This is a genomic window from Microbacterium halimionae, from assembly GCF_011761265.1.
GTDB lineage: Bacteria > Actinomycetota > Actinomycetes > Actinomycetales > Microbacteriaceae > Microbacterium > Microbacterium halimionae.
The window spans coordinates 222,315-248,612 of the sequence record NZ_JAAOZB010000001.1; the positions used below are offsets into that span (position 1 = coordinate 222,315).

Below are 26,298 nucleotides of genomic sequence, written 5' to 3' on the forward strand. Positions count from 1 at the left end.
TTCCACTACCGACGTGTGCATCGCGACGTCGTGAATATTCCAAGGAGTGTCCAATGATGGTCACCGTCTCCGCCCCCCGCATCGAACACCACCGCGATCCGCTCGGTATCGGAGAGTCGCGACCGCGCCTTTCTTGGACCATCACCGATGCGCCAACCGGTTGGGTGCAAGAGTCGTATGCGATCGAGCTGACCGACGGCGAGGGTCGCACTGAACGCATCGAGGTCACCAGCGGCGACCAAGTACTCGCGCCGTGGCCTACCGTCGCGCTCGAGTCGCGCCAGCGGGTAGCTGTGCAGATCCGAGTGAAAGGTACCGACGGCGAGTGGTCGGATGCCTCGGTTCCCACGGCCGTCGAAACCGGGCTTCTCATGCCATCTGACTGGCAAGCGAAGCCGGTCGGCGCGCCCTGGCCCGAAGACGCCGACTCGGATGACCGCAGACCACCGCTGGTCCGGCGCGAGTTCGTGGCCGGTGACGGCCTCGTTCGGGCGCGTCTCTACGCGAGTGCTCATGGGTTGTATGAAGCAGAAATCAACGGTGCCCGCGTCGGCCTCGACGCGCTTTCACCGGGATGGAGTGTGTACCGGAAGCGACTGCGCTACTACACGTACGACGTTACTGATCTGATTCAATCCGGCACGAATGCCATCGGCGCCTGGCTCGGCGATGGCTGGTACCGCGGCAGATTGGGTTGGCGCGGCGGGTTCCGGAACCTCTTCGGAAGCGACCTTTCATTCATCGGCCAATTGGAACTCATCTACGCTGACGGACGCCGCGAAACGATCGCAACCGACGACACATGGGTTGCGCACGAAAGCCCGATCGTTCGCACTGGTATCTATGACGGCGAAGACTACGACGCCCGTGCCGAGCATCTCGGGTGGTCGCGTGCTGGTTTTGACGACGCTGGTTGGCAACCCGTCGCGGTTTCCGAACGCGACCCGGCGACGCTGGTTGCACCGACCGCACCCCCCGTGCGGTGCACTCAAGAGGTACAGCCGATTGCTGTGCTGATCTCTCCCACGGGTGCCCACATTCTCGACTTCGGCCAAAACGTTGTCGGGCGGGTACGAATTCGGGTGACAGGGCCAGCGGGCGCGAAAGTGCGCATTCGCACATCTGAAGTGCTCCAGGACGGCGATATCTACACGCGCCCACTTCGTGAGGCGCGCTCGACAGACAACTACATCCTCGCCGGTCGCGCCGAAGGTGAAGAATGGGAACCGCGCTTCACCTTCCACGGTTTCCGCTATGTCGAAATCGATGGCTGGCCCGGAGATCTCGCTGCTTCGGTCGCCAACGGCGACCTCGTCGCGCGGGTTTACCACACAGATCTCGAGCGCACCGGGTGGTTCGACTCCTCTGACGCCCGCGTCAATCAATTGCACGAAAACATCGTGTGGGGCATGCGCGGAAATTTCGTTGACCTGCCCACTGACTGCCCGCAGCGCGATGAACGCGTGGGCTGGACGGGTGACATCCAGGTGTTCGGCCCGACGGCATCCTTCCTCTACGACGTGTCGGGAATGCTCGGGGGGTGGCTGCGCGATGTCGCGACCGAGCAGCTCCCTGATGGCACGATCCCTTGGTACGTGCCGGTCATTCCTGCGCACGAAATGTGGACGCCGATCAAACCGGGCGCCGCGTGGGGGGACGTCGCAACATTCTTGCCGTGGACGCTGTATGAGAGGTTCGGTGACCGCGGCATTGTGGCGGCTCAGTTCGATAGCGCGAAGCGCTGGGTCGATCTTGTGGAAAGCCTCGCCGGCCCCGATCGCCTCTGGAACGAAGGCTTCCAGCTCGGCGACTGGCTAGACCCTGCTGCACCCCCGCAAGATCCAGCCGATGCTCGCACCGATCGCTACCTCGTGGCGACTGCCTACTTTGCACGGTCGGCACGGCTACTTTCGCATATGGCAGCGGTCCTCGATCGCACGGAGGATGCCGAGCGATACGCGGCGTTGGCCGACGAAGTGTCTGCTGCTTTCGTTCGGGCTTACGTGTCGCCCGACGGGCGGATGACAAGTGACGCACAAACCGCCTACGCACTCGCGCTGAAATTCGAACTTCTCAGCGACCCGGCACAGCGCGCGGCCGCGGGCTCTCGCCTGTCTGATCTCGTTCACGAAGCTGGCAACCGGATAGCAACCGGATTTGTTGGTACCCCGCTCCTGCCAGATGCCCTCACGATGAGCGGCCACCGCGACACGGCATACGATCTTCTCCTCGAAGAGGAATGCCCTTCGTGGCTTTACCAGATCAACATGGGCGCGACCACGATCTGGGAGCGTTGGGATGCCATGCTGCCGGACGGCACCGTCCATCCGGGCACAATGACGTCGTTCAATCACTATGCGCTCGGCGCCGTCGGCGACTGGTTGCACCGCGAAGTCGCGGGGCTTTCTGCGGTTGAGCCCGGCTACCGTACTATCCGTTTCGCGCCGCGCCCCGGTGGGGGCTTTACCTACGCCGCCGCGACGCACACGACCCCATACGGTGAAACAAGCATCGAGTGGGAGCTTGAATTCAACCAGCTACGCGTGCGCGTGAGCGTGCCGGTAGGAACACATGCGGTGCTCGATCTGGTGGGTCAAGAGCCCGAGACCGTCGGCCACGGTGAGCACGAACGCGTTGTAGCGATCGAGGGAGCATGATGATAAAACCGGTACGCATCGCATTTATTCACACCGGAGCTGTCGTGATAGCTCCGGTTATCGAACGGGCAGGGCGCGCCCTCCCCGACGCAACGTTCATCAACTATCTCGACGACCGCATCGTGGCCGACCTGCGCGATGACGCCCGCGCTGAGTCCGTTCCACTCCGGGTGAATGATCTTGTGCAGGCCGCCAAGCGAGCCGGTGCCGAGTACGTCGTGCTCACATGCTCGTCAATATCTGAGCTCGCAGCGCCGCTGACGGCAGAGGCTGGCATTCCTGTGCTTCGAATCGATGAGGCGATGGCCGATAAAGCCGTCGCGAGCGGCCAGCGCATTACCGTGCTCGCCACTCTTGCGACCACGTGCGAACCGACCGTCAGACTGTTGCGTGAGCGCGCAGCGCTCACCGGCGCCGCTCCCACGATCTCGTCGGAGGTCATCGACGGCGCGTTCGCCGCAGTGGCATCGGGCGATCGGGCAACACACGATGAGCTCGTGGCATCCGCTGTCGACCGCGTCGCCGCTCACTCAGATGTTGTCGTACTGGCACAGGCTTCGATGGCCTCTGCTGCTGCCTCCGCTCGCACAGCAGTGCCGGTGCTCACAAGCATCGAGGCGGGCATCGAGCGCCTGCGTTCCACAGTGTCGGAAGAGGGCACATCATGACGACGTTAACGCCGCTTCGAGCGCGCGATGCCCGGTGGTCCTCGGGGTTTTGGGGCGACATTACCCGCCGCACACGTGAGATCACAGTTCCCTCGATGGGCGCAATGCTCAGCGACCCCGATGTGAGCCCAGGGCTGACAAACTTCCTCGTGGCCGCGGGCATGGAAGAGGGCACTCACACCGGGCCGCCGTTTATGGATGGCGACTTTTACAAGTGGCTCGAATCCGCCATTTCCGAGCTCGAGGTAAACCCCGCCCCCGAAGCCCTCACCCGCATCGAGATGCTCGCGCAGCTCATCGCGTCGGTGCAGCGCGAAGACGGCTATGTGCACACGCCCACCGCGATTGCGACCCGCAACAACGAAGATGTCGTGGCACTTGCCGACAGGTTCAATTTCGAGACTTATAACCTCGGCCACCTCATTACGACGGGGGTCCGCCACTTCGAAGTAACGGGAAGCACGACGCTGCTCGACGTTGCCAAGGGTGCAGCGCGCTTTCTCGAAATGCTCGCGACGACGAAACCGCGTGAACTCGCGCGGAGCGCCATCTGCCCCTCGCACTATATGGCTGTCATCGAGTTGTACCGTGCCACCGGCGACGAGCAGTATCTGCGGCTCGCCGAAGCATTCCTCACCGTGCGCGACGAGTTCGATGAGGGCGGCGACGACAATCAAGATCGCCTGCCCGTGCGCGAGCAAAAGGTCGTCGCCGGGCATGCGGTACGCGCCAATTATCTGTATGCCGGTCTCGCCGACCTCGTAGCTGAAACCGGCGATGGCGAGCTTCACGACGTACTCGATTCGCTCTGGCGCGACGTCGTCGACACCAAGCTCTATGTCACCGGCGGATGCGGCGCACTCTACGACGGCGCATCACCAGACGGCGCCCCCCAACAAGAACAGATCAGCCGCGTACACCAGGCATACGGCCGGGCGTTCCAGCTGCCGCACACAACAGCGCACAACGAGTCATGCGCCAATATCGGCATGATCTTCTGGAGCGAGCGGATGCTGGCGCTCACTCCCGACGCCCGCTACGCCGACGTGATCGAGCTAGTTTCTTTCAACGCACTGTTGGCGAGCATCAACCTCGCAGGCGACGCCTACTTCTATACGAATCCGCTCCGCCAGGTGCGAGATCTTCCTTTCGAGCTCCGGCGCGCCGGCGACACCGCCCTTCATCCGGTTCCCGCGCCGCCGCCGTCCGACGAGCGGCTGCGAGAAAAGTACCTCAGTTGCTTTTGCTGTCCCCCAAATATCGCCCGCACCCTCGCCCGCTTCCACGAGCGCGCAGCGTCGGTGTCAGCAGACAGCATCTATGTGCACCAGTACGGTGGCAGCAGTATTCGGGCCGAGCTTTCAGACGGGAGGATGCTGGCGCTCTCCGAGGAGTCCGACTACCCGTGGGACGGGCGAATTGAGTTCACCGTCTCGGCGGCGGCCGGGATCGTTCCACTCCAGCTGCGAATCCCCGGGTGGTCGCGTGGCGCGTCTCTTGAGGTCAATGGCGAAGCCGTCACCGTGACCGACCCCGGCACATACGCACGCATCGAGCGGGAATGGTCTGAGGGCGACAAGATCGTCCTCAATCTTCCGATGCCGGTACGGATGATTCGCGGTCATCGTCTCGCCGAAGAACTGACGAACCAGGTCACCGTGCAGCGGGGTCCGGTCGTGTATTGCCTAGAAAGCCCAGAGCTCGATTCGTCGATACTGCTTGAACAGATAGCCCTTCGTCGGGGCGCGGCACTTGTGCCGGTAGACACCGACATCGCTGGGCACCGGGTGGTGGCGATTGAGGCAGACGCGGTGGTGCTACCGGCGGTCGACGATCGGCTCTACAGCGATCTTGATGATGCACCGGTGGGCGCGGCATCCGTGCGGTTGATCCCCTACTACGCGTGGGGAAACCGCGGGCCGTCCGAAATGTCGGTGTGGCTGCCGGTGGTGTGGTGACATGACCGATAGCTCTGTGTTCGCAACCTACGAAATCGAGACGTCGCTGCCGCTCCAGTACGCGGCAGAAGTCCTCGCCGGCGAGCAGTCCACGGGAACCTTCGTGCGAGTCGAGCGTGAGTCCGACGAGGTACGCGCTCGTTTCGCCGCTCAGGTCGAACGCCTCGAGGAGGTACCGCTCACGGGGGCGTCGGCTCTTCCCGGCGCGATTGGCGATCCCGCCGAGCGTCGACGCGCGCGTGTCACTCTGCGTTTTCCGCTCGACAACTTTGGCCCATCGATCCCGAATCTTCTTGCCGCAGTTGCCGGCAACCTGTTCGAGATCAAAGAGCTCGCCGCGATCAAGCTCGTCGACCTCGAACTGCCATCCGCGTTTGCTGAACGCTACGCGGGGCCGCAGTTCGGCGTCGCTGGCACACGGCGCCTGATGTCGCGTCCTGACGGGACGATGATCGGCACCATCATCAAGCCGAGCATTGGACTTGCACCGCACGAGCTCGCCGAGGTCGTGAGCGAGCTTGCGACAGCCGGCATCGACTTCATCAAAGACGACGAGCTTCAGGGCAACGGCCCCACGGCACCACTCGCCGAGCGCGTCAAAGCTGTCATGCCGGTACTCGAGCGGCATGCGGATCAGACGGGCGTGAAGCCCATGTATGCGTTCAACATCACGGATGACATCGATCGGCTAGAAGCCAATCACGACCTCGTTGTTGCCGCCGGCGGCACATGCATCATGGTCTGCATCAACATGGTCGGGCTTTCCGGCATGGAGTACATTCGGCGGCGAGCGCAGGTTCCGATTCACGGACACCGAGCGATGTTCGGGTCGATCTCGCGCTCCGATCAGCTCGGTATCGGCTTTGCCGCGTGGCAAAAACTCGCACGGCTTTCGGGCGCTGATCATTTGCACACCAACGGAATCTCGAACAAGTTCTATGAATCAGATGCCGAAGTGCTCGCAGCGATCGAAGCCGTTCGCACACCTCTTCTTGGGTTAACACCGACGGTCCCCGTGCTCTCATCTGGGCAGTGGGGCGGGCTCGCGCATGCCACCCACGACGCAGTGGGTTCGACAGACTTACTCGTGCTCGCAGGCGGCGGAATCCACGGACATCCCGATGGTGCCGAGGCCGGCGTCCGCAGTATGCGCGATGCGTGGGCATCAGCCGCCCGCGGCGAGACCGTCGGAGATGCGCTGAGGTCCTCGCCCGCGCTTCGTCGCGCTGTCGAGCAGTTCGGGCCCGCGCGTGAGTAAAATTCGTGCCACGTTCTACGGCGACGACTTCACCGGAAGCGTCGACGCGTTACTCCAGTTTGCCCGTCGCGGTTGGAGCGGGCGGCTGTTCGTGGGAATCCCTTCCGAGCGTCGACTTCGAGATGCCGCAGGCGCTTGCGACGTCGTGGGTATCGCCGGGATTGCGCGTTCGCTGTCGAATGCCGATCTCGACGCTGAAGTGCGGCCAGCTCTCACCGCGCTCGCGGCGACCGGCGCCCCCATCGTGCAATACAAAGCGTGTTCGACGGCTGACTCGTCACCTACGGTCGGCAGCATCGGGCGTGCCATCGAGATCGGTCGCGAGGTCGTCGGCGCGGGCGTTGTCCCGGTGCTTTTCGCACAGCCCGACTTTGGCCGCTTCACCGCGTTCTCCCATCACTTCGCTGCAGAACGCGGCACGGTGTATCGCCTCGATCGACAGCCGACGATGTCGACTCATCCATCGACCCCGATGACCGAGTCCGACCTCACTCTCCACCTCAGAGCGCAGACCTCGCTGCCCGTATCCGCCCTCACTCTCACCGACTACTCATCCAGCACCACGATCGCCGCGCACTTGCAGGATCGACCCGACCACGCTGTGGTTCTCGACGCGCTCACGAACGAACACCTCGACATGCTCGGCGTGGCCATTCGGTCCCTGCCCACGCCGGTGTTCGCGGTCGGGTCTGGCGGCCTCAGCACGGCAATCGCGGGGCACTCGAACCCCGAGGCTCCCGCCCTCCCCACAAAGACCGCCGCAACCGGGCCGGTCCTGGCGGTCTCCGGGAGTCGCTCCTCGCAGACACGGCGACAGATGGATGCCGCAGCCCACGCCGGCTGGCTCGTAATACCCATGCCGGTAGATGCCGCCACGCGCAGCGATGCCCTTGCCAAGATCGACCGCGCACTGTCGTCGGGGCGAAGTGTCGCGCTCTCCTCCGACGACCTCACGCTGCCGACGCACGCGTCGGAAGTACTCGATCTGCTAGCCGAGACAGCCAGCGCCGTAATTGCGCACGCCGTGTCGGTGGGAGCATGCCGTCGCTTCATTGTCTGCGGCGGAGATACTTCGAGCCGTGTCACGACGCTCCTCGGCATCGACTCACTGTCGATTGTCGCGTGCCCCCGCGGCAACATCGTGTTGTTGCGCGCTCACGCACAATCGACTGCGATCGACGGAATCGAGCTGCTCCTCAAAGGCGGTCAGGTCGGTGATGTCGACCTGTTCGACGATATCCGGGCGGGGAAGAGCGAAGGAAACGCATGACGATCGCAGCCGCCGTTGCCGACCCCTCCCGCGTACTCACCCGAGCAATTGATCGCGTGGCCTACGCGAGCGATGCCTCGCACTATCTGTTCACGCCTCGCAGCGTCGTCATCGCGAAAGACGCGGCAGAAGTGGGCCGCATCCTGCTCGCTGCCACCCGAGCGCAGACTCCCGTCACCTTCCGCTCGGGGGGAACAAGCCTTTCGGGGCAGGCCTCAACAGACCAAGTACTCATTGACGTACGCCGAAGTTTTCGACGCATCGACATTCTCGACAATGGCCTGCGGGTGAGGGTAGAGCCCGGAGCGACAGTGCGTCAGGTCAACGCGCGCTTGGCACGTTTCGGGCGAAAGTTGGGGCCTGACCCTGCGAGCGATATTGCGTGCACGATCGGCGGTGTCGTCAACAACAATTCGAGCGGCATGGCCTGCGGCACTCTCGAAAATACCTACCGCACGCTTGACTCACTCGTCTTCGTGCTGCCTTCGGGGACACGCGTCGATACCGCCGCCCCCGACGCCGATAGCGCGCTCGCCACCGCCGAGCCCGAACTCGTTGCTGGTTTGGAACGACTTCTGCGTCGTGTTCGGTCCAACCCCGCGTCGGTCTCGTTGATCGAGCGTTCGTTTTCGATGAAGAACACGATGGGCTACGGCATCAATTCGTTTCTCGACTTTGATTCACCGGCCGACCTGCTCGCGCACCTGATTATCGGCAGCGAAGGCACGCTGGCGTTCGTCGCCGAAGCGACCTATCGCACGGTGCCGCTTTACCCGCACACCGCGACGGGGCTTGCGATCTTCCCCGATCTCGAGTCGGCAACGTCTGCCCTGCCCGATCTTGTGGCAACTGGAGCGGCGACTCTTGAACTGATGGACTCGACGAGTATTCGCGTGGGTCAAGGGTTTGCCGATGCACCCACCGCAATCAAGAATTTACAGGTCGCCGACCACGCGGCGTTGCTCGTCGAGTTTCAGGCGAACGACGCCGAAACGTGCACTGAGCGCGCGCACGCGGGAGCCGACGTACTCGCGCGTGCGAATCTCGTCGCACCCGTCGCGCTGACGACAGACACCGTCGATCGCGCCGCCGCGTGGAAGCTCCGAAAAGGGCTCTACGCTTCGGTCGCCGGAGCGAGACCGTCTGGCACAACGGCACTCCTCGAAGACATCGTTGTGCCCGTCTCGAAGCTTGCCGCGACGTGTGGTTCGCTGCAGGAAATGTTCGCCCAGTACGCATATCGCGACAGTGTGATCTTCGGCCATGCAAAAGACGGCAACATCCACTTCATGCTGACCGACGGCTTTACCACCGACGCGCAGCTGACAAACCTCGCGGGGTTCACCGACGACCTCGTGGACCTCGTTCTCGCAGCGGGCGGAAACCTCAAGGCCGAGCACGGCACTGGGCGGGCAATGGCGCCGTACGTTCGGCGTCAGTACGGCGCCGAACTCTACGACGTGATGTGCGAGCTCAAGAGACTGTGTGACCCGGCGAACATCCTGAACCCTGGTGTCATCATCGATGACGACCCCGGAGCGCATCTCGCCCATATCAAAGCGCCGGTATTGATCGAGGTCGAGGCAGATCGCTGCGTCGAATGCGGCTATTGCGAGCCGGTGTGCCCGAGCAAGGATCTCACCCTCACCCCGCGGCAGCGCATAGTTACGCGCCGCGCGATGGCCCGAGCCGAGGCATCCGGAGATCATGCTTTTGTGCGAGAGCTCGAGGACGACTACGACTACGCGGGCGTTGAGACGTGCGCGGTCGATGGAATGTGCCAGACGGCGTGCCCTGTGCTCATCAACACCGGCGATCTCGTCAAACGGCTGCGTCGCGAGCAGAAAGCGCCGGCTAAAGACTTGGCCTGGACAGCCGCCGCGCACGTGTGGGGTAGCGCGACACGCGGGGGCGCTCTCGCGCTCTCGGTCGCAAGCCGGGTTCCCGCGACAGCGATCACGAGCGTCACCGATCTCGGCCGCACGGTGCTCGGCACTGACACTGTGCCGCGTTTCGACGGCGGATTGCCGGGCGGCGGCCCCGCTCGACGCGCTCTTCGACCCAGCATCGGGGCGGGCAACATCGTCGGGGTGTTCGTTCCGGCGTGCGTCAACAGCATGTTTGGCGCCGAAGGGGACGGAATCGGCGTGACAGCGGCGTTCACCCGACTCGTCGAGCGCGCAGGTGTGAGCCTGCTCGTACCCGAAGGCGTTGAATCGCTCTGCTGCGGCACACCGTGGAGCTCGAAAGGCATGGCTGCCGGACACGAAGTGATGCGTGAACGGGTTATTTTGGCCATGCGTGAAGCGACTCGTGGCGGAGAGCTTCCGTTCGTCACCGACGCTTCCAGCTGCACAGAGGGCTTTGCGCAGATCCTGAAAGATGCCGGCATCGAGACCGAAGATGCTGTCGCCTTCACAGAACGGGTGCTGCTTCCGCGCCTCGATGTCGCAGCGCCGACGCTCAATACCCTCGCGCTTCATCCGACGTGTTCTTCAACACAGCTCGGTATAGATCCGGCGCTTCGAACGATCGCCGAGCGCGTAGCAGAACGAGTCGAGGTGCCGGATTCGTGGGGCTGCTGTGCCTTCGCGGGTGACCGGGGGATGCTGCATCCTGAACTGACGGCGTCTGCCACCGCAGCAGAAGCACGAGACGTCCGCGCCCTGAAAGCTGAAGCGCACGCCTCGTGCAACCGCACCTGCGAGATCGGGATGACGCGTGCCACCGGCACGCCTTACCGCCACATCCTTGAGCTCCTCGAAAAAGCCACCCGCCCGTAACGCTCTGTCGCTATTGCACTACGTTTTGCGCCGCTATCGCAGCGAGGAACGCGTTCGTGTATGAAAGCGATCGAGTGCCCTGCGGCACCGAGTTACAGATCGGTGATGCCCACGCGTTCGCGGGCGAACACGGCACATCGCGGTCCAGCGACCAGAAGTGGATGCCAGCCAAACCGTTCGAGATCGCGTAGTCCACGACCGTGTCGACGTCGTCGAGGGTGAATACTTCATCGCGCACGTCGTTCATACCGATCATCGGTGTGAGCTCGATCTTGTCGAGCGGGATACCGAAGCTGTGCTGAAGATTGACCGCGCCCTGAATAGCTGACGCACCCATGTCGCAGGTGGCTCCCGCGAGGACACAATTGACCGCGTTGGCCGCGCCAAAGTCCATCACCATGAGGTTGATCGTGTAGTTTTCAAGGCCCGATGCCAGCACTGCGTTCACTGTCGCCGCACCTGTTGAGTTGAGTCCGCCATAGCTACCGTTGCTCGCCGCGAGGGTCGCAAGAGTAAACGAAAAACGCAGTCCGGGGTACGTGTCTTCTACGCCGGCGGCCGCGTTAGCCAGGTTGGCGATATCCGTCACCGACTGGCCAGCTTCGATGTCGAAATCAATACCGATCAGGTTCTCAGATGCGTAGCGATCAATGAACGTCGACAGTCCGGCCGCGGTTTCACAGTGGAAAGCACCTGCGGCACCACCGGTCGAAATGATGTAGTCGACGTCGGCGTCATCCAACGCAGACACATTCGCCGCAGCGAACGCTGAGCCCGCAACACCGCCCCAGTTTTCTGAACCGCACTCGCCAGTTGCGAAAGAAAGCGTCACGGTGTCAAGCGCCGTGGCATCGCTCTTCAAGACACCGCCCGTGCCAACGAGAGGCTGCGCCGTGCCCGTCACGAGAGTGCGCACCGTGTTGGTGTTCCAGTTCATGTTGATGGTTGCGTCTTTGTAGGCGCTGAACACGAAGTCCGGAGAGATGCCTGGCTTGGGATCTGGCTGATCCGTCGGGGTCGGCTGAGGTGTGGGCACGTTTGTGGGCGTCGGATCAGGCGTCGGGTTGGGGGTGGACGTCGGCGTCGGATCAGGCGTGGGGTTGCTACCGCACGAGCTCTGCTTCGTCCACGGTTGGCCGGTACCGGTTGCGCCGCTGTGCGTTCGCGGGTCATCGCCCCGGGTCCACCAGTTGGCGCGGTACGTCGAGCCGTCTTTGACCGCCACATCACCACCGAAGTACGTTTTCTCAGCGCTCCACGCAACGCCACACGTCGGATCAGGGATCGGATCGGATGTCGGCTCTGGCGCCGGCGTCGGCGTCGGCGTCGGCGTCGGAGCAACCGTCGGTTGCGGTGTCGGCACCGGCGTGGGATCCGGCGTGGGGGTAGAACCACACGTCCCGCTGATCGTCCATGGCTGCCCGGTGCCGGTGCCGCCGTTGAAGTTTGCAGGGTCGTTCCCCTGCGTCCACCAATTGGCGCGGTACTCGACGCCGCCCTTACTGACAGTGTCGCCGCCGGTGTATGCGCGGGAGGCGCTCCATTCTGTCGTACACAACTCACTTGCCGAGGCACTTTCCGCAGATGGGGGGGTGGCGACAAGCGCAGACATTATGACCGCGCTGAAGGCGGCAGCTGCGATGAACTGCCCTGCGCGTGTTCGAATTTTCATGACATTTCCCGTTCCGGTTAGACCGGGAGCAGACAACGAGATCCTCGCCATCCCAAGCAGGCGCCTCTCGCACTCCCAATCGACTCACCCTCGCCGACAAGATCGCGACGATTAGGCGTGATCGTAGCCAAGCTGGGCAAACACTCGGTGGCGCGCGTGCGCGAAGTGTTCGCTCACGGCCCATACACGTCTCACTTGCCCGTTTTTGTGGGTTCTTTCGCGCCGCCACCCACAAAATCGGGCAAGTCGGCGGCTGGGCACGTGCCCACCGGGAACGGGCCCGCAAAACGCGGTGCTCTACACTTCCGACAGGCGCCGAACTGTGCTCCCGGAGAGAAATAGGTTGTTATGGCGGTGAGTGTGAAAGACGTCGCAGCCGCGGCATCCGTCTCGGTTGGCACAGTGTCGAACGTGCTCAACCGCCCCGAAAAGGTCTCACCCGAAGTCGTCGAGCGCGTTATGCAAGCGATCAACCAACTCGGCTTCGTGCGAAACGACGCCGCCCGCCAACTGCGGGCGGGCAGGTCTCGCAGCATCGGGCTCGTTGTACTCGATGTCTCGAACCCCTTCTTCGCTGATGTCGCCCGAGGTGCAGAAAATCAAGCCGCAGCATCGGGTCTCACGGTGCTCGTGGGCAACAGCGATGAAAACGCCGAGCGCGAGCGCGCCTATCTCGAGCTTTTTCGGGAACAGCGCGTCAACGGCGTACTCATTACGCCCACCGACGATCAACTCGCCGATCTTCGGACACTGCGAGACGCGGGAGTTCCCGTTGTGCTTGTCGACCGCGATGGTGGCGACGAATTCTGCTCTGTGACTGTCGATGACGTCGAAGGCGGGGCGCTTGCGGCGGCTCACCTGCTCGAATCGGGCCGACGCCGATTGCTCTTTCTTGCCGGACCCCTCGGCGTGCCGCAGGTTGCTGAGCGACTCGAGGGTGCACGCCGAGCTGTCGCCGAGTACCCGGATGCCACGCTCGAGATCGTCGAGATGCCAGCTTTGACGGTTCTACAGGGCCGCGCCGCGGGCGAACAGCTTGTCGCGCGCTCAGCGGGCGACCGCCCCGATGCTGTCTTCGCCGCCAACGACCTGCTCGCCGTCGGCGTGCTGCAGGCATTTACGCTGCTCTCCCAGGTGCGCGTGCCCGAAGACATTGCACTCATCGGCTACGACGACATCGATTTCGCGGCAGCGACTGTTGTGCCGCTGAGCTCTATTCGCCAGCCCGCTCGGCTTCTCGGCGCAACTGCCGTCGATCTGCTCCTTTCTCAGTCAGAGGGCACGTCAGCGGGCTCAGTGCCGCAGCACGTGCGCTTTCAACCGGAGCTCGTGGTGCGGGCGTCTTCCGGCGGCACGAACTAGCGGCACCCGCGTGACGCAGGGTTGCATGGTTGACCGTCGTCAGGTACATTATGAAACGATTCACAGCGTACCAAAATGATTCACCTTCGACGAAGGAGTTACTCGATGACGAGTGCCAAGCAGCCTTCACGCGTGTGCTTTCAGTTGCAGATCGATCCGGCACGCCTCGACGAATACCTCGCCCGCCACAGCCCGGTATGGCCCGAAATGCTCGCCGAGATTGCAGCATCCGGCCGGCGCAACTACTCGCTTTTTCTCGGCGCTGGCGCGACCCTCATCGGCTATTACGAAACCGATGACGATGCGGCAGCTCAGGCCTACCTTGCAGCGTCTCCTATCGCCGCGCGGTGGGAAGCCGAGATGGCCCGATTCTTCGTTGGCCTACATGGCCGCCCCGACCAGGCCGCAACCCCGCTTACCGAAGTTTTCAATCTTCACGATCAGCTGACGGCATCCGCTACGAACGAGAGCACGACACCATGAGTATTTTGACGTCCGACATCCAAGCCGCCCTCGCGGGCCAAAGCATCGAGCTCCCCAGCTGGGCGTTCGGCAACTCCGGTACGCGCTTCAAAGTATTCGCGACCGAGGGCACCCCACGCACCCCGCAAGAAAAGATCGCGGATGCCGCAGAGGTCAACCGTGTAACAGCGCTTGCCCCGTCGGTCGCGCTCCACATTCCGTGGGACAAGGTCGATGACTACGCCGCCCTCCGCCGCTACGCGGAAGACCTCGGCGTGAGCCTCGGAACCATCAACTCGAACACGTTCCAAGACGACGACTACAAGTTCGGCGCCCTGACACATGCGGACGACCGCATCCGCCGGAAGGCAATCGCTCACCACATCGAGTGCATCGACATCATGGGAGCTACCGGCTCGCGCGACCTCAAGATCTGGCTCGCGGAGGGCTCGAATTACCCGGGCCAGGCCGACATGCGTGCCCGCCAGGACCGCCTGCACGACTCCCTCACCGAAATCTACGCGGCGCTCGGCGAAGACCAGCGCCTCGTGCTCGAGTACAAGTTCTTCGAACCGTCGTTCTACCACACCGATGTTCCCGACTGGGGTACGTCGTACGTGCAGGTGGCGGCGCTCGGCGACAAGGCGCTCGTGTGCCTCGACACTGGGCACCACGCACCGGGCACGAACATCGAGTTCATCGTGATGCAGCTCCTTCGCCTCGGCAAGCTCGGTTCGTTCGATTTCAACTCTCGTTTCTACGCCGACGACGACCTGATTGTGGGCGCCGCCGACCCGTTCCAGCTGTTCCGCATCATTTTCGAGGTCATTCGTGGTCGCGGACTCAACAACCCCGATGTCGCTTTCATGCTCGACCAGTGCCACAACATCGAGAAGAAGATTCCGGGTCAGATTCGCTCGGTGCTCAACGTGCAAGAGATGACGGCGCGCGCACTACTCGTCGACGGTGACGCTCTCGCTGCAGCGCAGGCCGCGAACGATGTACTTGCGGCCAACGCCGTGTTCATGGATGCCTTCTCAACCGACGTGCGGCCAGCACTCGCCGAGTGGCGCGAATCGCGCGGTCTTCCCGCAGATCCGATGGCAGCGTTTGCAGCCAGCGGCTACCAAGAGAAGATCGAAGCTGAACGCGTCGGCGGCACACAGGCCGGTTGGGGCGCGTAGGCATCATGGCAGTTCCCTTCGCCGCGGCCGATGGGCTGGTGCGGGTATATCCCGCAGACGCACCCACCGGGGCTGGCCTCGTTTGGGCGCACGGCGGTGGTTTCGCCCACGGCGACCTCGACATGCCCGAAGCTCATGCTGTCGCTGAGACGCTCGCGGCAACGGGAACAACTGTCATCTCCGTCGACTACCGGCTGGTCGGCCCCGGATGCCGCTACCCGGCGCCGTCCGATGACATCGTGACCGCGTGGTCATGGGCGGTGTCGAACGCACCCACGCTCGGAATCGAAGTGGGAAAACTTGCTATCGGCGGAGCAAGCGCCGGCGCGAACCTCGTGACTGGTGCAACGCTTCGCCTTCTCCACGACGGCGCTCCGGTACGCGCAGCCCTTGCCGTCTTGGCCTACCCAACCCTGCTCGCCGTACAGCCGGCGCCGGGTGCTGATCTTCGCGCTGCGCTCGACGCTGACCCGGTCGCTGATCGGTTCGACCGGACCGTCGTCCGCGAAATGTACGAAGGCTTCGTTGGCGGCCCCGTCGATGAAGCCCCGCTATATGTCGTTCCCGGCATAGCGCTGCCCGAAGAAGTGATGGGCTTCCCGCCGACCCTCATGATCAACGGCGATGTTGACGAACTGCGAGTGTCGGGCGAAGTGTTCGCTGCGACCCTGCAGCGCGCGGGCGTTTCCGTTGACGTTTCGAGCGAGCCGGGCACGACCCACGGTCACCTCAACCGGCCCGCCGAGACTGCGGCATCCGCTTCTCTTACCCGTATTGCCGCAGCTCTTGCGGCGCTCCCCGATTTTCTCCCCCGAACTGAAACCACGAAGGACATGTCATGACCAACCCGGCAGCTGCTGACCTCATCGCGCGGAGTAATCGTCTGGGCGCTGACCCGAAGACCACCAACTACGCCGGCGGCAACACATCGGCCAAGGGCATCGCGACCGACCCGGTGACGGGTCAAGATGTCGAACTCATGTGGGTGAAGGGTTCGGGCGGCGACCTGGGCACCCTCACCGAAAAGGGCCTCGCGGTGCTGCGACTTGACCGCATGCGCGCCCTTGTCGACGTTTACCCGGGCCTCGACCGCGAAGACGAAATGGTTGCGGCCTTCGACTACTGCCTGCACGGCAAGGGCGGTGCGGCGCCCTCGATCGATACTGCGATGCACGGTCTTGTTGATGCAGCACACGTCGATCACCTGCACCCCGATGCGGGCATCGCGATCGCGACGGCCGCCGATGGCCCAGCTCTCACGGAAAAGATCTTTGGCGAGAAGGTCGTGTGGGTGCCGTGGCGTCGGCCCGGGTTCCAGCTCGGTCTCGACATCGCCGAAATCAAGGCACAGAACCCGGAGGCCCTCGGATGCATTCTCGGCGGCCACGGCATTACCGCGTGGGGCGACAGCTCAGACGAAGCCGAGACCAACTCGCTCTGGATCATCGATACCGCAACGGCATATATCGCTGAGCACGGCAAAGCGCAGCCGTTCGGCGGGGTTGTCACAGGCTTCGAGGCTTTGACCGAGGCCGACCGTCGTACACGCGCTGCAGCTCTTGCCCCCACCATCCGTGGACTCGCCTCGACCGACAAGCCGATGGTCGGCCACTTCACCGACAGCGACGTTGTGCTCGACTTTCTCGCGAGCGAAAAGCTCGCTCAGCTTTCGGCTCTCGGCACGAGCTGCCCCGATCATTTCCTCCGCACGAAGGTCAAGCCGATGGTGCTCGATCTTCCGGCGAGCGCGACGATCGACGAGCAGATCGCGCGGTTGAAAGAGCTGCATGAGGCGTACCGCGCCGACTACCAGGCCTACTACGACGCCCACGCGACAGCCGATTCGCCCGCCATCCGTGGTGCTGACCCGCTCATTGTGCTCGTGCCTGGTGTCGGCATGTTCTCGTACGGTGCCAACAAGCAGACCGCTCGCGTTGCGGGCGAGTTCTACGTCAACGCCATCAACGTCATGCGCGGCGCCGAGGCGCTCTCGACCTATGCGCCCATCTCCGATGCCGAGAAGTTCCGCATCGAATATTGGGCTCTCGAAGAGGCAAAGCTGCAGCGGATGCCGAAGCCCAAGTCCCACCAGGGGCGCATCGCGTTCGTGACAGGCGCCGCCAGCGGTATCGGTAAGGCCATCGCCACTCGCCTGGCGGCCGAAGGCGCGTGTGTCGTTGTCGCAGACCTCGACCTCGAAAAGGCACAGGCCGTGGCATCCGAACTCGGCGGCAGCGATGTCGCGATCGGCGTCGCCGCGAACGTTGCCGACGCCGACGGTGTGCAGGCGGCCATTGACGCAACGGTGCTCGCCTTCGGCGGCATCGACCTCGTCGTCAACAACGCTGGGCTCTCGCTGTCTAAACCGCTGCTTGAAACCACAGAGAAAGACTGGGACCTGCAGCATGACGTGATGGCCAAGGGTTCGTTCCTCGTCTCGCGTGCGGCGGCGAAAGCACTCATCGAGCAGGGCATGGGCGGCGACGTCATCTACATCTCGTCGAAGAACTCGGTGTTCGCCGGTCCCAACAACATCGCCTACTCGGCAACCAAGGCTGACCAGGCGCACCAGGTGCGCCTGCTCGCTGTTGAGCTCGGTGCCTACGGTGTGCGCGTCAACGGCATCAACCCCGATGGCGTTGTACGCGGATCCGGAATCTTCGCCGCCGGCTGGGGCGCCAACCGCGCCGCGACCTACGGCGTCAACGAAGAAGACCTCGGTCAGTACTACGCCAACCGCACGATCTTGAAGCGCGAAGTCGTGCCCGAGAACGTCGCCGATGCTGTCTTCGTGCTGACGGGCCCCGAGCTGACTCGCACAACGGGCCTCCACATTCCCGTCGACTCCGGCGTTGCCGCCGCGTTCCTCCGATGAGCCGTGACGCGGCCGCCGGCGCTGTTGCCGCGGTAGATCTCGGCGCAACCAGCGGCCGCGTCATCGTGGGGCACGTCGGGGCAGACACACTCGATATGACACAGGTCGCCAGATTCCCGAACGACCCCGTGCGCACCTCCGACGGGTTGCACTGGAACATTCTCGGGCTCTACGGAGCGGCCACTGCCGGGCTCCGAGAAGCGTTCCGGGTCGCGCCGGAAATCACCAGCATCGGCATCGATTCATGGGCAGTCGACTACGGGTTGCTCCGCGATGGGCGCATGCTCGGCGACCCCTTCCACTACCGCGATGAGCGCACCGCGGCGGGCGTCGATGCCGTACACGCGCTCCTGCCGCACAGTGAACTGTTCGAGCGCAACGGCCTGCAGTTCCTGCCCTTCAACACGCTCTATCAGCTCGCGGCGGAGCCATCGGAACTGCTGAACTTCGCCGACACAGCTTTGCTGATTCCCGACCTCCTCGGGTTTTGGCTCACGGGTGTCGCGCGCGCCGAAGTGACGAACGCTTCAACGACGGGCCTGCTGCGCGCGCTCGACCGTCACTGGGACGACGCCCTCATTGCGCGGCTCGGTCTGCCCCGGGGCATTCTTCCGCCCCTCATCGCACCGGGTGAGACGCTGGGCGCGCTGCTGCCCGAAGTCGCGGCAGCGCTCGGCGCCCGGCCAGACGCTGCTGTGACCGCGATCGGATCGCACGACACGGCATCCGCTGTGGTTGCTGTACCGATGCAAGCGGATGCCGCGGCCTACATCTCGTGCGGAACCTGGGGTCTCGTCGGGGTCGAGGTGGCGCGCCCAGTGCTCACACCGGAAGCGCTCGCTGCAAACTTCACGAACGAAGGCGGCGTGGACGGTCGAGTGCGACTACTTCACAACGTGATGGGACTGTGGGTGCTCAGCGAGGCAGTTCGCACGTGGGAGCGCGCCGGCCACACGATCGATCTGCCGACCCTGCTCGACTCGGCTGAAGAGGTGTCGGGCCCGATCCCCGTCTTCGACGTCAACGACCCGCGTTTTCTCGCGCCGGGCGACATGCCCGGCCGGATCGATCAGTGGTTCGCGGAGCACGACACAACACCTCCTCGCACGCGCGCCGAGTATGCGCGCAGCATCGTCGAATCGCTCGCGCAGGCTTTCGCCGACGCGGCACTCGAGGCGGGCCGCCTCGGCGGCGTTGACGTGCGAACAATTCATATCGTCGGTGGCGGGTCACTCAACGAACTGCTGTGCCAGCGGACTGCTGACCGCGCGGGAATGCCTGTGCTTGCAGGCCCCGTCGAGGCAACAGCGCTCGGAAATGTGCTTGTGCAGGCGCGCGCAGCCGGAATCATCAGCGGTTCGCTCGAGTCTTTGCGCGACCTCGTCGCACGCACTCACGCACCACGAAGGTTCGCGCCACGCACCTCATGATCATCCCTTGCTGACACTGGTCGTCACTTCCGTCGGGTTGGCGAACAGGTCAAGGACGGGGCAGTGTGCGTCAACAACCGCACGTAGTTCCTCGTAGCGCTCGAGCGACTCCGATCCGGAAAGTTCGATTGCCACCCGCACGGCGCTGAAACCCGCGCGCACCGAATCGTCCTTGCCGAAAAGGCGGGCGGCATCCAAGTCACCCTCGGCCGTCACATCGATGTCGTCAAACGGAATGCCAAGGGCGTGGGAGTACAGGCGAAAGACGACAACCTGACACGCAGCGATCGCGCCGAGTGCAATCTCGACGGGGCTTGCGGCTGCGTCGTCACCTGCGAGCGCCGTGGGCTCGTCAATTGAGAACTCGTGCGCACCAGCGCGCACGCGCGTTGCGACGGAACCCTCACCGGTGCCACGCACGCGGTAGGTCAAGTGGGCAGAAGTGCGGTCAGCGTCGATGCGGTTTCCCCACGCGGATGCTGCGGCATCGAGGCGGCGGGCACGCTCATCGGAGTCGAAGGACGTGTTCGAAGTTCGCGGGTCTGTGTCTGAAGTGAGAATCGTCATGCGGTGAACCTAGACGCCCCCCGACATCGGCGCACTCATGCAGTAACACAGGGTCGCACGCCGATACATGACGTCACTTTCTGACACGTAACGTCATCGAAAGCTCACCCCTACGATGGGCATATGCCCACACGCCGGCGCCACACGGGCGCGCTAGTGATCGCCCTACGGGTCGCCGACATCGCGGTGCAAGTCCTACTCATCGCTATTGGTTCGCTCTTCTTGTTGGGGGATGCCAGCGCCGAGGCCGTTGTCGGATGGCTCTTCCTGTGGTGTTCCGTTGGCAGCATCTATTGGGTGGCGACTGTCGCAATTTCTGCCTGGACGGTGGAGCATCCTGTACCCCGCGAAAGCACAGTTGCTGATGCGCTCGACCAGTGGCCTGCGGTGCGATGGATTACGACAATCGCCAACCTGACGGCGAGCTCAATGGGTCTCTGGGCGGCCGCGGTGCTCATTCTGTTCCGCGATGATCCGGACTGGGCTGGCACGGTCAAGGTCGTCGCCGTATGGGCGATGTTGCTCTCGTGGGCGCTCTTCCACTGGGGTTTTACTCGCGTCTACCAGCGTCGCTATAACGCGGCGATCGAAAAGCCCCTGCGTTTTCCGGCAACGGAGCATCCTCGCCTCGTCGACTTCTTGTACTTCTCGTTCACGTGCGGCACGGCATTTTCGGTGTCCGATGTCGAGGTGCGCACGACGTCGATGCGTTGGATCGTCATGTGGCACACGGTGATCGGCTTCTTCCTCAACGCGCTCATCATCGTGCTCGCGGTCAACACAATCATCAGCTGACCCTCCCCCGTTTACCCTCCCCCCGGCAGCCATCCCGGTCGCATCCCTTTCCGTGCCCGATGTCTCACTTATTCAGCAACGCGGACGCGTTTAGCTGAATAAGTGAGACATCGGTAAGCCGGGTGTCCAGCGGGGAGGGCCGCTGGGCCTACGCTTCGCGGGTGATCGTGACGTTCACGTTGAGTCCGCCCTTGAACGTTCCGCCGTAGACGCCTCGGAGCGGTGGCACGTCGTTGTAGTCGCGTGCGCGGCCGACCAGCACGTGGCGGTCGCCGATCTCGATGTTGTTGGTCGGGTCGAAGCCCTGCCATTCGCCGGAGAACCACTCCACCCACGCGTGCGATTCGCCCTCGACGGCAACTCCAACCTCGGCTTGAGGCTTCGGGTGGAGGTATCCCGAGACATATCGGGCCGGAACGCCGACGGCGCGGAGAGCTCCGATCACGATGTGCGCGAGGTCCTGGCACACACCTTTCCGGGCCTCCCACGCTTCAGCGCCCGTAGAGTGCACACCGGTGACGCCCGTGACGTACTCGACGGCATCCCCGATCGCCATCGCGATGTCGTGAGCTGCACGACTCGGGTCGGTGTGGCGCGCGGCAATCGACTTAGCGATCTCGACGACCTCGGGGTGCGGCGCCGTGCGCGCACTCTGCACCATCTGTTCGACAGTTTCGATTGTCCGTGCGGCCTCGCGCTTCAAACGGTCCCACGAAATGTCGGAGTGTTCGATCGGCCGGGGCCGCACTTCAACGAGCGACCGTGCGGTGATCTTCAAATCGGTGTGACGCGAAAGTACATCGAAGGCCGATACTCTCGTGCCGAAGTAATCAACGTAGGAATTGACCGATGTCGAGGGCTCAATATCAAGCGAAGAACTCAGCACGAACTGACTGTCGGTGGTACCCGGCAGCATCCGCGCTTCGTTATACGACGCCGATACCTCGCCCTGATACGAGAACCCGGTTTCGTGTTCGATCCTGAGACGCTTCATGAAATCTCTCCCATCCAGCTGGGTTCGGCTTGCGTGGGGAAGAACCTGCCTCGAATAGCTTCAGATGCCTCGCGCGTCACTGTCTGCACGCGGAGCATTTCTCCCGGGAGGTCATCGAGAATCTCGCTGACAGGCCGGTACTCAAGGTCGTTGCGGATACGTCCGAGGGCCCGCTGCACCTGGTTAGAGTGACCAACACGGTCAGCCCGCGGATCGATCGCCCTCATGCACTCCTCGGCTTGGGCAATCGAGTAAATGATCGATCGAGGGAAGAGCCGATCAAGGAGCAAGAACTCCGCGGCGTTCTGCGCACTCGGCATGCCCCGGTAGGTGCGAAGGTACGGCTCGTACGCTGCGCAGGAGCGAAGAATCGTGGTCCATGACGGGCCCGAGACTTCGGTCAGTGAGCGCGTTGCCAAAAGGCGTGCCGTCATGTCAGCACGCTCGATACTGCGGCCGAGAGTGAAGAACTGCCACGCTTCGTCGCGGCTCGTCGACGAATCAACGATGCCAACGGCGAGCGCTGTGCGTTCACGCACCCACTGGAAGAAGTCGTGGACTTTGTCGGTGGAGAGGCGCCGCGGCATCCGCGCGTTGTTGGTGTTGAGGCACTCCCAGAGCTCGGTCGACACGATCTCGCGAGCGCGCCGCGCGTTCTCTCTGGCCGCTGTCATCGAGTAGACGATGCTCGAAGAGTTAGTGCGATCAACCGCCAGAAGATCGAGCACATCTTGGCGCGTCACTTTTTTCAGCCCAGCCGGTGGCTTTGACCCCATGACTGTCAGCAAAGAACGGCACGCTGTGTCTTCATCGATCCACTGGTCTTCGAGCAGCAGCTGAAGGTGCACATCAAGGATGCGGGCAGTGCCATCGCTGCGCTCGATGTAGCGACCGATCCAGAACAGGGATTCTGCGATGCGGCTCAGCATGACTCACCGTCCTTCGATCGCGACTGCTGTTGCTGCTGTTGCTCAACCTGCGGGCGATCGCCCTCCTTAGGCGAGTGCGAGACGCCAGGCCCCGCTTCGGGCGCTTTCGGATCCCGTTCGGACGCGAGCATGTCTTCCGTGATGACTGAGATCGCCTCGGTCATCCCCGATGCCTGGTCGGCGACGAGTTCTGCCATGCCGTGGCCTGGGCCATATTCGACGTGGCCGGGAGCCGCGCCGCCGACGACCCAGGTATCTTTCGATCCGCCGCCCTGGCTCGAGTTGACGACCAGCTGGCCCTCGGGGAGCGCGACACGGGTGAGACCGCCGGGCAGCACCCAGATGTCATCACCGTCGTTGACAGCGAAGGGGCGCAAGTCGGCGTGACGGGGTTGCATCCCATCTTCGACGAGCGTAGGGATTGTCGAAAGCATGACGACTGGTTGCGCGATCCACCCGCGGGGATCAGCAATGAGACGCTTTCGTAGTTCGTCGAGTTCTGAGGGCGAGGCGTCGGGACCGACAACCAGACCCTTGCCGCCGGAACCGTCAACAGGTTTCACGACGAGCTCGTCGAGCCGGTCAAGAACCTCTTCGAGTGCACCCGGGTCTTCAAGGCGCCAGGTATCGACGATGGGGATGATCGGCTCTTCCGACAGGTAATAGCGGATGAGATCGGGGGTGTAGGTATAGAGCAGCTTGTCGTCAGCGACGCCGTTACCCACCGCGTTGGCGATCGTGACGTTGCCGAGGCGAGCGGCAAGCATGAGGCCGGGGGCCCCGAGCATCGAGTCGGCGCGGAACTGGAGCGGATCGAGGAAGTCGTCATCGACCCGGCGATAGATCACGTCAACCCGGCGGGGGCCTCGGGTTGTGCGCATGAAGACTTTGCCGCCCATGCAGAAAAGGTCGCGACCCTCGACGAGTTCTACGCCCATGAGGCGTGCGAGCAGTGTGTGCTCGAAGTAAGCCGAGTTGTAGACGCCCGGGGTGAGGACGACGATATTGGGGTCTTCGATGCCCGAAGGCGCCGAAGCGCGAAGCGACGCGAGCAACTTGTTCGGGTACTCGCCCACTGGGCGCACCGCCATCGAAACAAAGAGCTCTGGGAGAGTTTGCGCCATCACTCGGCGGTTGGATATGACGTAGCTGACGCCTGACGGCACCCGCACGTTGTCTTCAAGCACGCGCATTTTGCCATGCTCGTCACGAATCAGGTCGATGCCTGACACCTGAATGCGCACACCATTAGCGGAGTGGATGCCGTAGGCCTGCCGGTAGAAATACTGGGATGACGCGACGAGCTGCGCGGGGATCACACCGTCACGCACGCAGTTCTGACGCCCGTAAATATCGTCGAGGAACGCTTCCAACGCACGAACGCGCTGCTTGATACCGCGCTCGACTTCTGCCCACTCGTCATAGGCGATAACGCGCGGCACTGCGTCGAGCGGGAACGGCCGTTCCTCACCAGCAAAATCGAATGTCACACCCTGTGCGAGATACGAACTGGCCAGAGCTTCGGTGCGCCCCCGCAACTCTTCCTGAGTCATGCGTGCCAGCGCTTGATGCAGCTCTTTATAGGCGTGCCGTGAGCCGTCGAGAGATGCCGAGCGGGGAGGGCCCCCGAACATCTCATCGAAGGCGGGCAGGCCTTCAGCCGTCTTTCGTTGCGAGGCTTTGGATCCGTACCCGTCGAATAGGTCTCCCATGGGTACACCCTAGCCGGGGCAGTGTTGCCACAATGTTTCCACAGGAAAGGGTTGACATTCCGCGGCCCGATAACGATTTGCGACACGTAGGCTTCGTTTGTGAACTCACGCCCTAGAGCCCAGGCCGCAGCATCCGGAGTTGTCGCAGTCGTCTTCGGAGTGGGCCTCGGCGAGCTCGTCGCCGGCATCCTGATTCCGGCATCGAGCCCGGTCGCAGTCGTCGGTGGCGCTCTCATCGACGGTGCGCCGGCGTGGGCGAAAGACACCGCAATTACGCTCTTCGGCACTGCCGACAAGGTCGCGTTGGTCATCGGCATCCTGATCGTTCTGCTTTTCGTGGGCGCAGGTATTGGTCTTCTCGAACGCTGGCGCTCGCCGGTGGGCCGAATTGCTGCTGTGGCCCTCGGCATTGTCGGCATCATCGCTGCAATCACCAGAGCGGGCGCCAGCGGGCTCTCGTGGCTGCCGGCTGCTGTCGCCGGCGGCGCCGCAGCACTCGCGGTAGGCATCCTCGTGCGGCGCTTTGCCGCTCGCGCCGACGACGAGGTGGCCGCCAAAACGGGGTCGAACCGCCGTGACTTCTTGGTCTGGAGCGGGGCGGCAACGCTCATCGGTATCGCAACTGCTGCCGGAGGAACCGCGCTCCGTGTCAGTAGCCAAGCGGCAGATGCGGCTCGTCGAGCACTGAAGCTGCCCGCTGCCGCGGTGAAGGCGGCGCCGATCCCTGCCGGGGCCGAGCTTTCGATCGGGGGCCTTCCGCCCGTCGTCACGCCGAACGCTGACTTTTACCGGATCGATACCGCGCTCATCGTGCCCGATGTCGCCGTCGCCGACTGGAGCCTTCGCATACACGGGCTCGTCGACAATGAAGTTACCCTCACGTGGGACGAACTCGTCGCGCTTCCGCTCGAAGAGAGCGTGACGACGCTGATGTGCGTCTCAAACGAAGTGGGCGGATCCCTCGTCGGCAACGCGTTGTGGCTCGGGTACCCGCTGCGCGAACTACTTGCGAAAGCCGGGCCCCAGGCGGGCGCCGACATGGTGTTGTCGACGTCGATCGATGGGTTTACGGCATCCAGCCCGCTCGAAGCCCTCACTGACGATCGAAACGCGATCCTCGCCGTCGGCATGAACGGTGAGCCCCTCCCAGCCGAGCATGGCTTTCCGGTGCGCATGGTCGTTCCCGGCCTCTACGGCTATGTCTCCGCGACGAAATGGGTCGTCGATCTCGAGGTGACAAGATTTGCGGATGCCACGGCCTACTGGACCGACCGCGGGTGGTCTGAGCGTGGCCCGATCAAGATCGCATCGCGCATCAACGTGCCGCAGTCGGGAAACAATGTGGCCGCCGGAGACGCCGTGATCGCGGGCTTTGCCTGGCAACAGCACACCGGAATTTCGGCTGTCGAAGTTCAGATCGACGACGGCCCCTGGCAGCAGGCGACTCTTGCCACAGCTATCTCGGACGACACCTGGGTGCAGTGGAGCATGCCGTGGTCCGCGAAAGCTGGCGATCACAGCATCCGCTGTCGCGCAACGAACGCCAACGGTGAAGTGCAGACCGAGCAGGAAGCCCCACCCGCGCCCGACGGCTCAAGCGGCTGGGACCGAATCAGCGTCACCGTGCGCTAGCGCTGCGCGCCGGCCGGAGGAGATCTGCCGAGCGGCGGAGATTTGCGCGCAATCCGCACTCCCCCCGGCAGATCCCCTCCCGCTGGCCGA

Annotated in this window: 19 protein-coding genes; 14 read left to right on the plus strand and 5 right to left on the minus strand. The window is 63.5% G+C overall.

The genetic code is table 11. From position 1 onward, the window contains the following. The first annotated feature begins 53 nt into the window (after window positions 1-53). Genes FHS06_RS01040 through FHS06_RS01065 form a run of 6 tightly spaced genes read left to right on the plus strand, consistent with a single transcriptional unit; the run spans window position 54 to window position 10,594 of the window. The gene (locus FHS06_RS01040) at window positions 54-2,657 is read left to right on the plus strand and encodes an alpha-L-rhamnosidase (RefSeq protein ID WP_167044275.1); all 2,604 of its coding nucleotides are present in this window, start codon (window positions 54-56) and stop codon (window positions 2,655-2,657) included. After that, window positions 2,654-3,325 carry an aspartate/glutamate racemase family protein gene (locus FHS06_RS01045; RefSeq protein ID WP_243845232.1) on the plus strand — a complete coding sequence of 224 codons (672 nt, stop codon included), beginning with the start codon at window positions 2,654-2,656 and terminating at the stop codon, window positions 3,323-3,325. The genes FHS06_RS01040 and FHS06_RS01045 overlap by 4 nt, the downstream gene beginning before the upstream one ends. Continuing rightward, window positions 3,322-5,283, plus strand: a complete 1,962-nt coding sequence (locus FHS06_RS01050) for a glycoside hydrolase family 127 protein (protein WP_167044279.1) — start codon at window positions 3,322-3,324, stop codon at window positions 5,281-5,283. The genes FHS06_RS01045 and FHS06_RS01050 overlap by 4 nt, the downstream gene beginning before the upstream one ends. Window position 5,284: 1 nt before the next feature. Continuing rightward, window positions 5,285-6,541 carry a RuBisCO large subunit C-terminal-like domain-containing protein gene (locus FHS06_RS01055; protein WP_167044282.1) on the plus strand — a complete coding sequence of 419 codons (1,257 nt, stop codon included), beginning with the start codon at window positions 5,285-5,287 and terminating at the stop codon, window positions 6,539-6,541. Beyond that, the gene (locus FHS06_RS01060) at window positions 6,534-7,811 is read left to right on the plus strand and encodes a four-carbon acid sugar kinase family protein (RefSeq protein ID WP_167044285.1); all 1,278 of its coding nucleotides are present in this window, start codon (window positions 6,534-6,536) and stop codon (window positions 7,809-7,811) included. The genes FHS06_RS01055 and FHS06_RS01060 overlap by 8 nt, the downstream gene beginning before the upstream one ends. Beyond that, window positions 7,808-10,594 (plus strand): FAD-binding and (Fe-S)-binding domain-containing protein, encoded by a 2,787-nt coding sequence (locus tag FHS06_RS01065; RefSeq protein ID WP_167044289.1) that lies wholly within the window; start codon window positions 7,808-7,810, stop codon window positions 10,592-10,594. Before FHS06_RS01060 ends, FHS06_RS01065 begins: the two co-directional genes overlap by 4 nt. Window positions 10,595-10,604: 10 nt before the next feature. Here the strand turns inward: FHS06_RS01065 and FHS06_RS13765 are convergent, their stop codons facing one another. Then, window positions 10,605-12,266 (minus strand): carbohydrate-binding protein, encoded by a 1,662-nt coding sequence (locus FHS06_RS13765; protein ID WP_208387855.1) that lies wholly within the window; start codon window positions 12,264-12,266, stop codon window positions 10,605-10,607. 348 nt (window positions 12,267-12,614) lie between these two features. Between FHS06_RS13765 and FHS06_RS01085 the strand changes: the two genes are divergently transcribed. From FHS06_RS01085 to FHS06_RS01110, 6 genes are all read left to right on the plus strand, one after another. After that, window positions 12,615-13,628, plus strand: a complete 1,014-nt coding sequence (locus tag FHS06_RS01085) for a LacI family DNA-binding transcriptional regulator (protein WP_167044293.1) — start codon at window positions 12,615-12,617, stop codon at window positions 13,626-13,628. Between the two features lie 105 nt (window positions 13,629-13,733). Then, window positions 13,734-14,111, plus strand: coding sequence for an L-rhamnose mutarotase (locus tag FHS06_RS01090; RefSeq protein ID WP_167044296.1), 378 nt, complete (start codon window positions 13,734-13,736; stop codon window positions 14,109-14,111). Continuing rightward, window positions 14,108-15,274, plus strand: a complete 1,167-nt coding sequence (rhaI, locus tag FHS06_RS01095) for an L-rhamnose isomerase (RefSeq protein WP_167044299.1) — start codon at window positions 14,108-14,110, stop codon at window positions 15,272-15,274. The genes FHS06_RS01090 and rhaI overlap by 4 nt, the downstream gene beginning before the upstream one ends. Window positions 15,275-15,279: 5 nt before the next feature. Further along, entirely contained in the window at window positions 15,280-16,116 is an 837-nt protein-coding gene (locus tag FHS06_RS01100; RefSeq protein ID WP_167044302.1) for an alpha/beta hydrolase, read from the plus strand. Next, window positions 16,113-18,149 (plus strand): bifunctional aldolase/short-chain dehydrogenase, encoded by a 2,037-nt coding sequence (locus FHS06_RS01105; protein ID WP_167044305.1) that lies wholly within the window; start codon window positions 16,113-16,115, stop codon window positions 18,147-18,149. Before FHS06_RS01100 ends, FHS06_RS01105 begins: the two co-directional genes overlap by 4 nt. Beyond that, a complete protein-coding gene (locus FHS06_RS01110; protein WP_167044308.1) occupies window positions 18,146-19,579 on the plus strand; it encodes a rhamnulokinase in 1,434 nt (477 codons plus the stop codon). Before FHS06_RS01105 ends, FHS06_RS01110 begins: the two co-directional genes overlap by 4 nt. Here the strand turns inward: FHS06_RS01110 and FHS06_RS01115 are convergent, their stop codons facing one another. Then, a complete protein-coding gene (locus FHS06_RS01115) occupies window positions 19,580-20,146 on the minus strand; it encodes an OsmC family protein (protein WP_167044311.1) in 567 nt (188 codons plus the stop codon). A gap of 123 nt (window positions 20,147-20,269) precedes the next feature. Between FHS06_RS01115 and FHS06_RS01120 the strand changes: the two genes are divergently transcribed. After that, window positions 20,270-20,941: a DUF1345 domain-containing protein gene (locus FHS06_RS01120; RefSeq protein ID WP_167044314.1), complete on the plus strand. Its 672-nt coding sequence runs from the start codon at window positions 20,270-20,272 to the stop codon at window positions 20,939-20,941. 148 nt (window positions 20,942-21,089) lie between these two features. Here the strand turns inward: FHS06_RS01120 and FHS06_RS01125 are convergent, their stop codons facing one another. Genes FHS06_RS01125 through FHS06_RS01135 form a run of 3 tightly spaced genes read right to left on the minus strand, consistent with a single transcriptional unit; the run spans window position 21,090 to window position 24,576 of the window. Further along, window positions 21,090-21,935: a transglutaminase family protein gene (locus tag FHS06_RS01125; RefSeq protein WP_167044317.1), complete on the minus strand. Its 846-nt coding sequence runs from the start codon at window positions 21,933-21,935 to the stop codon at window positions 21,090-21,092. After that, window positions 21,932-22,864, minus strand: a complete 933-nt coding sequence (locus FHS06_RS01130; protein ID WP_167044320.1) for an alpha-E domain-containing protein — start codon at window positions 22,862-22,864, stop codon at window positions 21,932-21,934. Before FHS06_RS01130 ends, FHS06_RS01125 begins: the two co-directional genes overlap by 4 nt. Then, window positions 22,858-24,576, minus strand: a complete 1,719-nt coding sequence (locus tag FHS06_RS01135) for a circularly permuted type 2 ATP-grasp protein (protein WP_167044323.1) — start codon at window positions 24,574-24,576, stop codon at window positions 22,858-22,860. Before FHS06_RS01135 ends, FHS06_RS01130 begins: the two co-directional genes overlap by 7 nt. 99 nt (window positions 24,577-24,675) lie before the next feature. Between FHS06_RS01135 and FHS06_RS01140 the strand changes: the two genes are divergently transcribed. Next, window positions 24,676-26,208, plus strand: coding sequence for a molybdopterin-dependent oxidoreductase (locus FHS06_RS01140; RefSeq protein ID WP_167044326.1), 1,533 nt, complete (start codon window positions 24,676-24,678; stop codon window positions 26,206-26,208). Window positions 26,209-26,298: the final 90 nt, after the last annotated feature.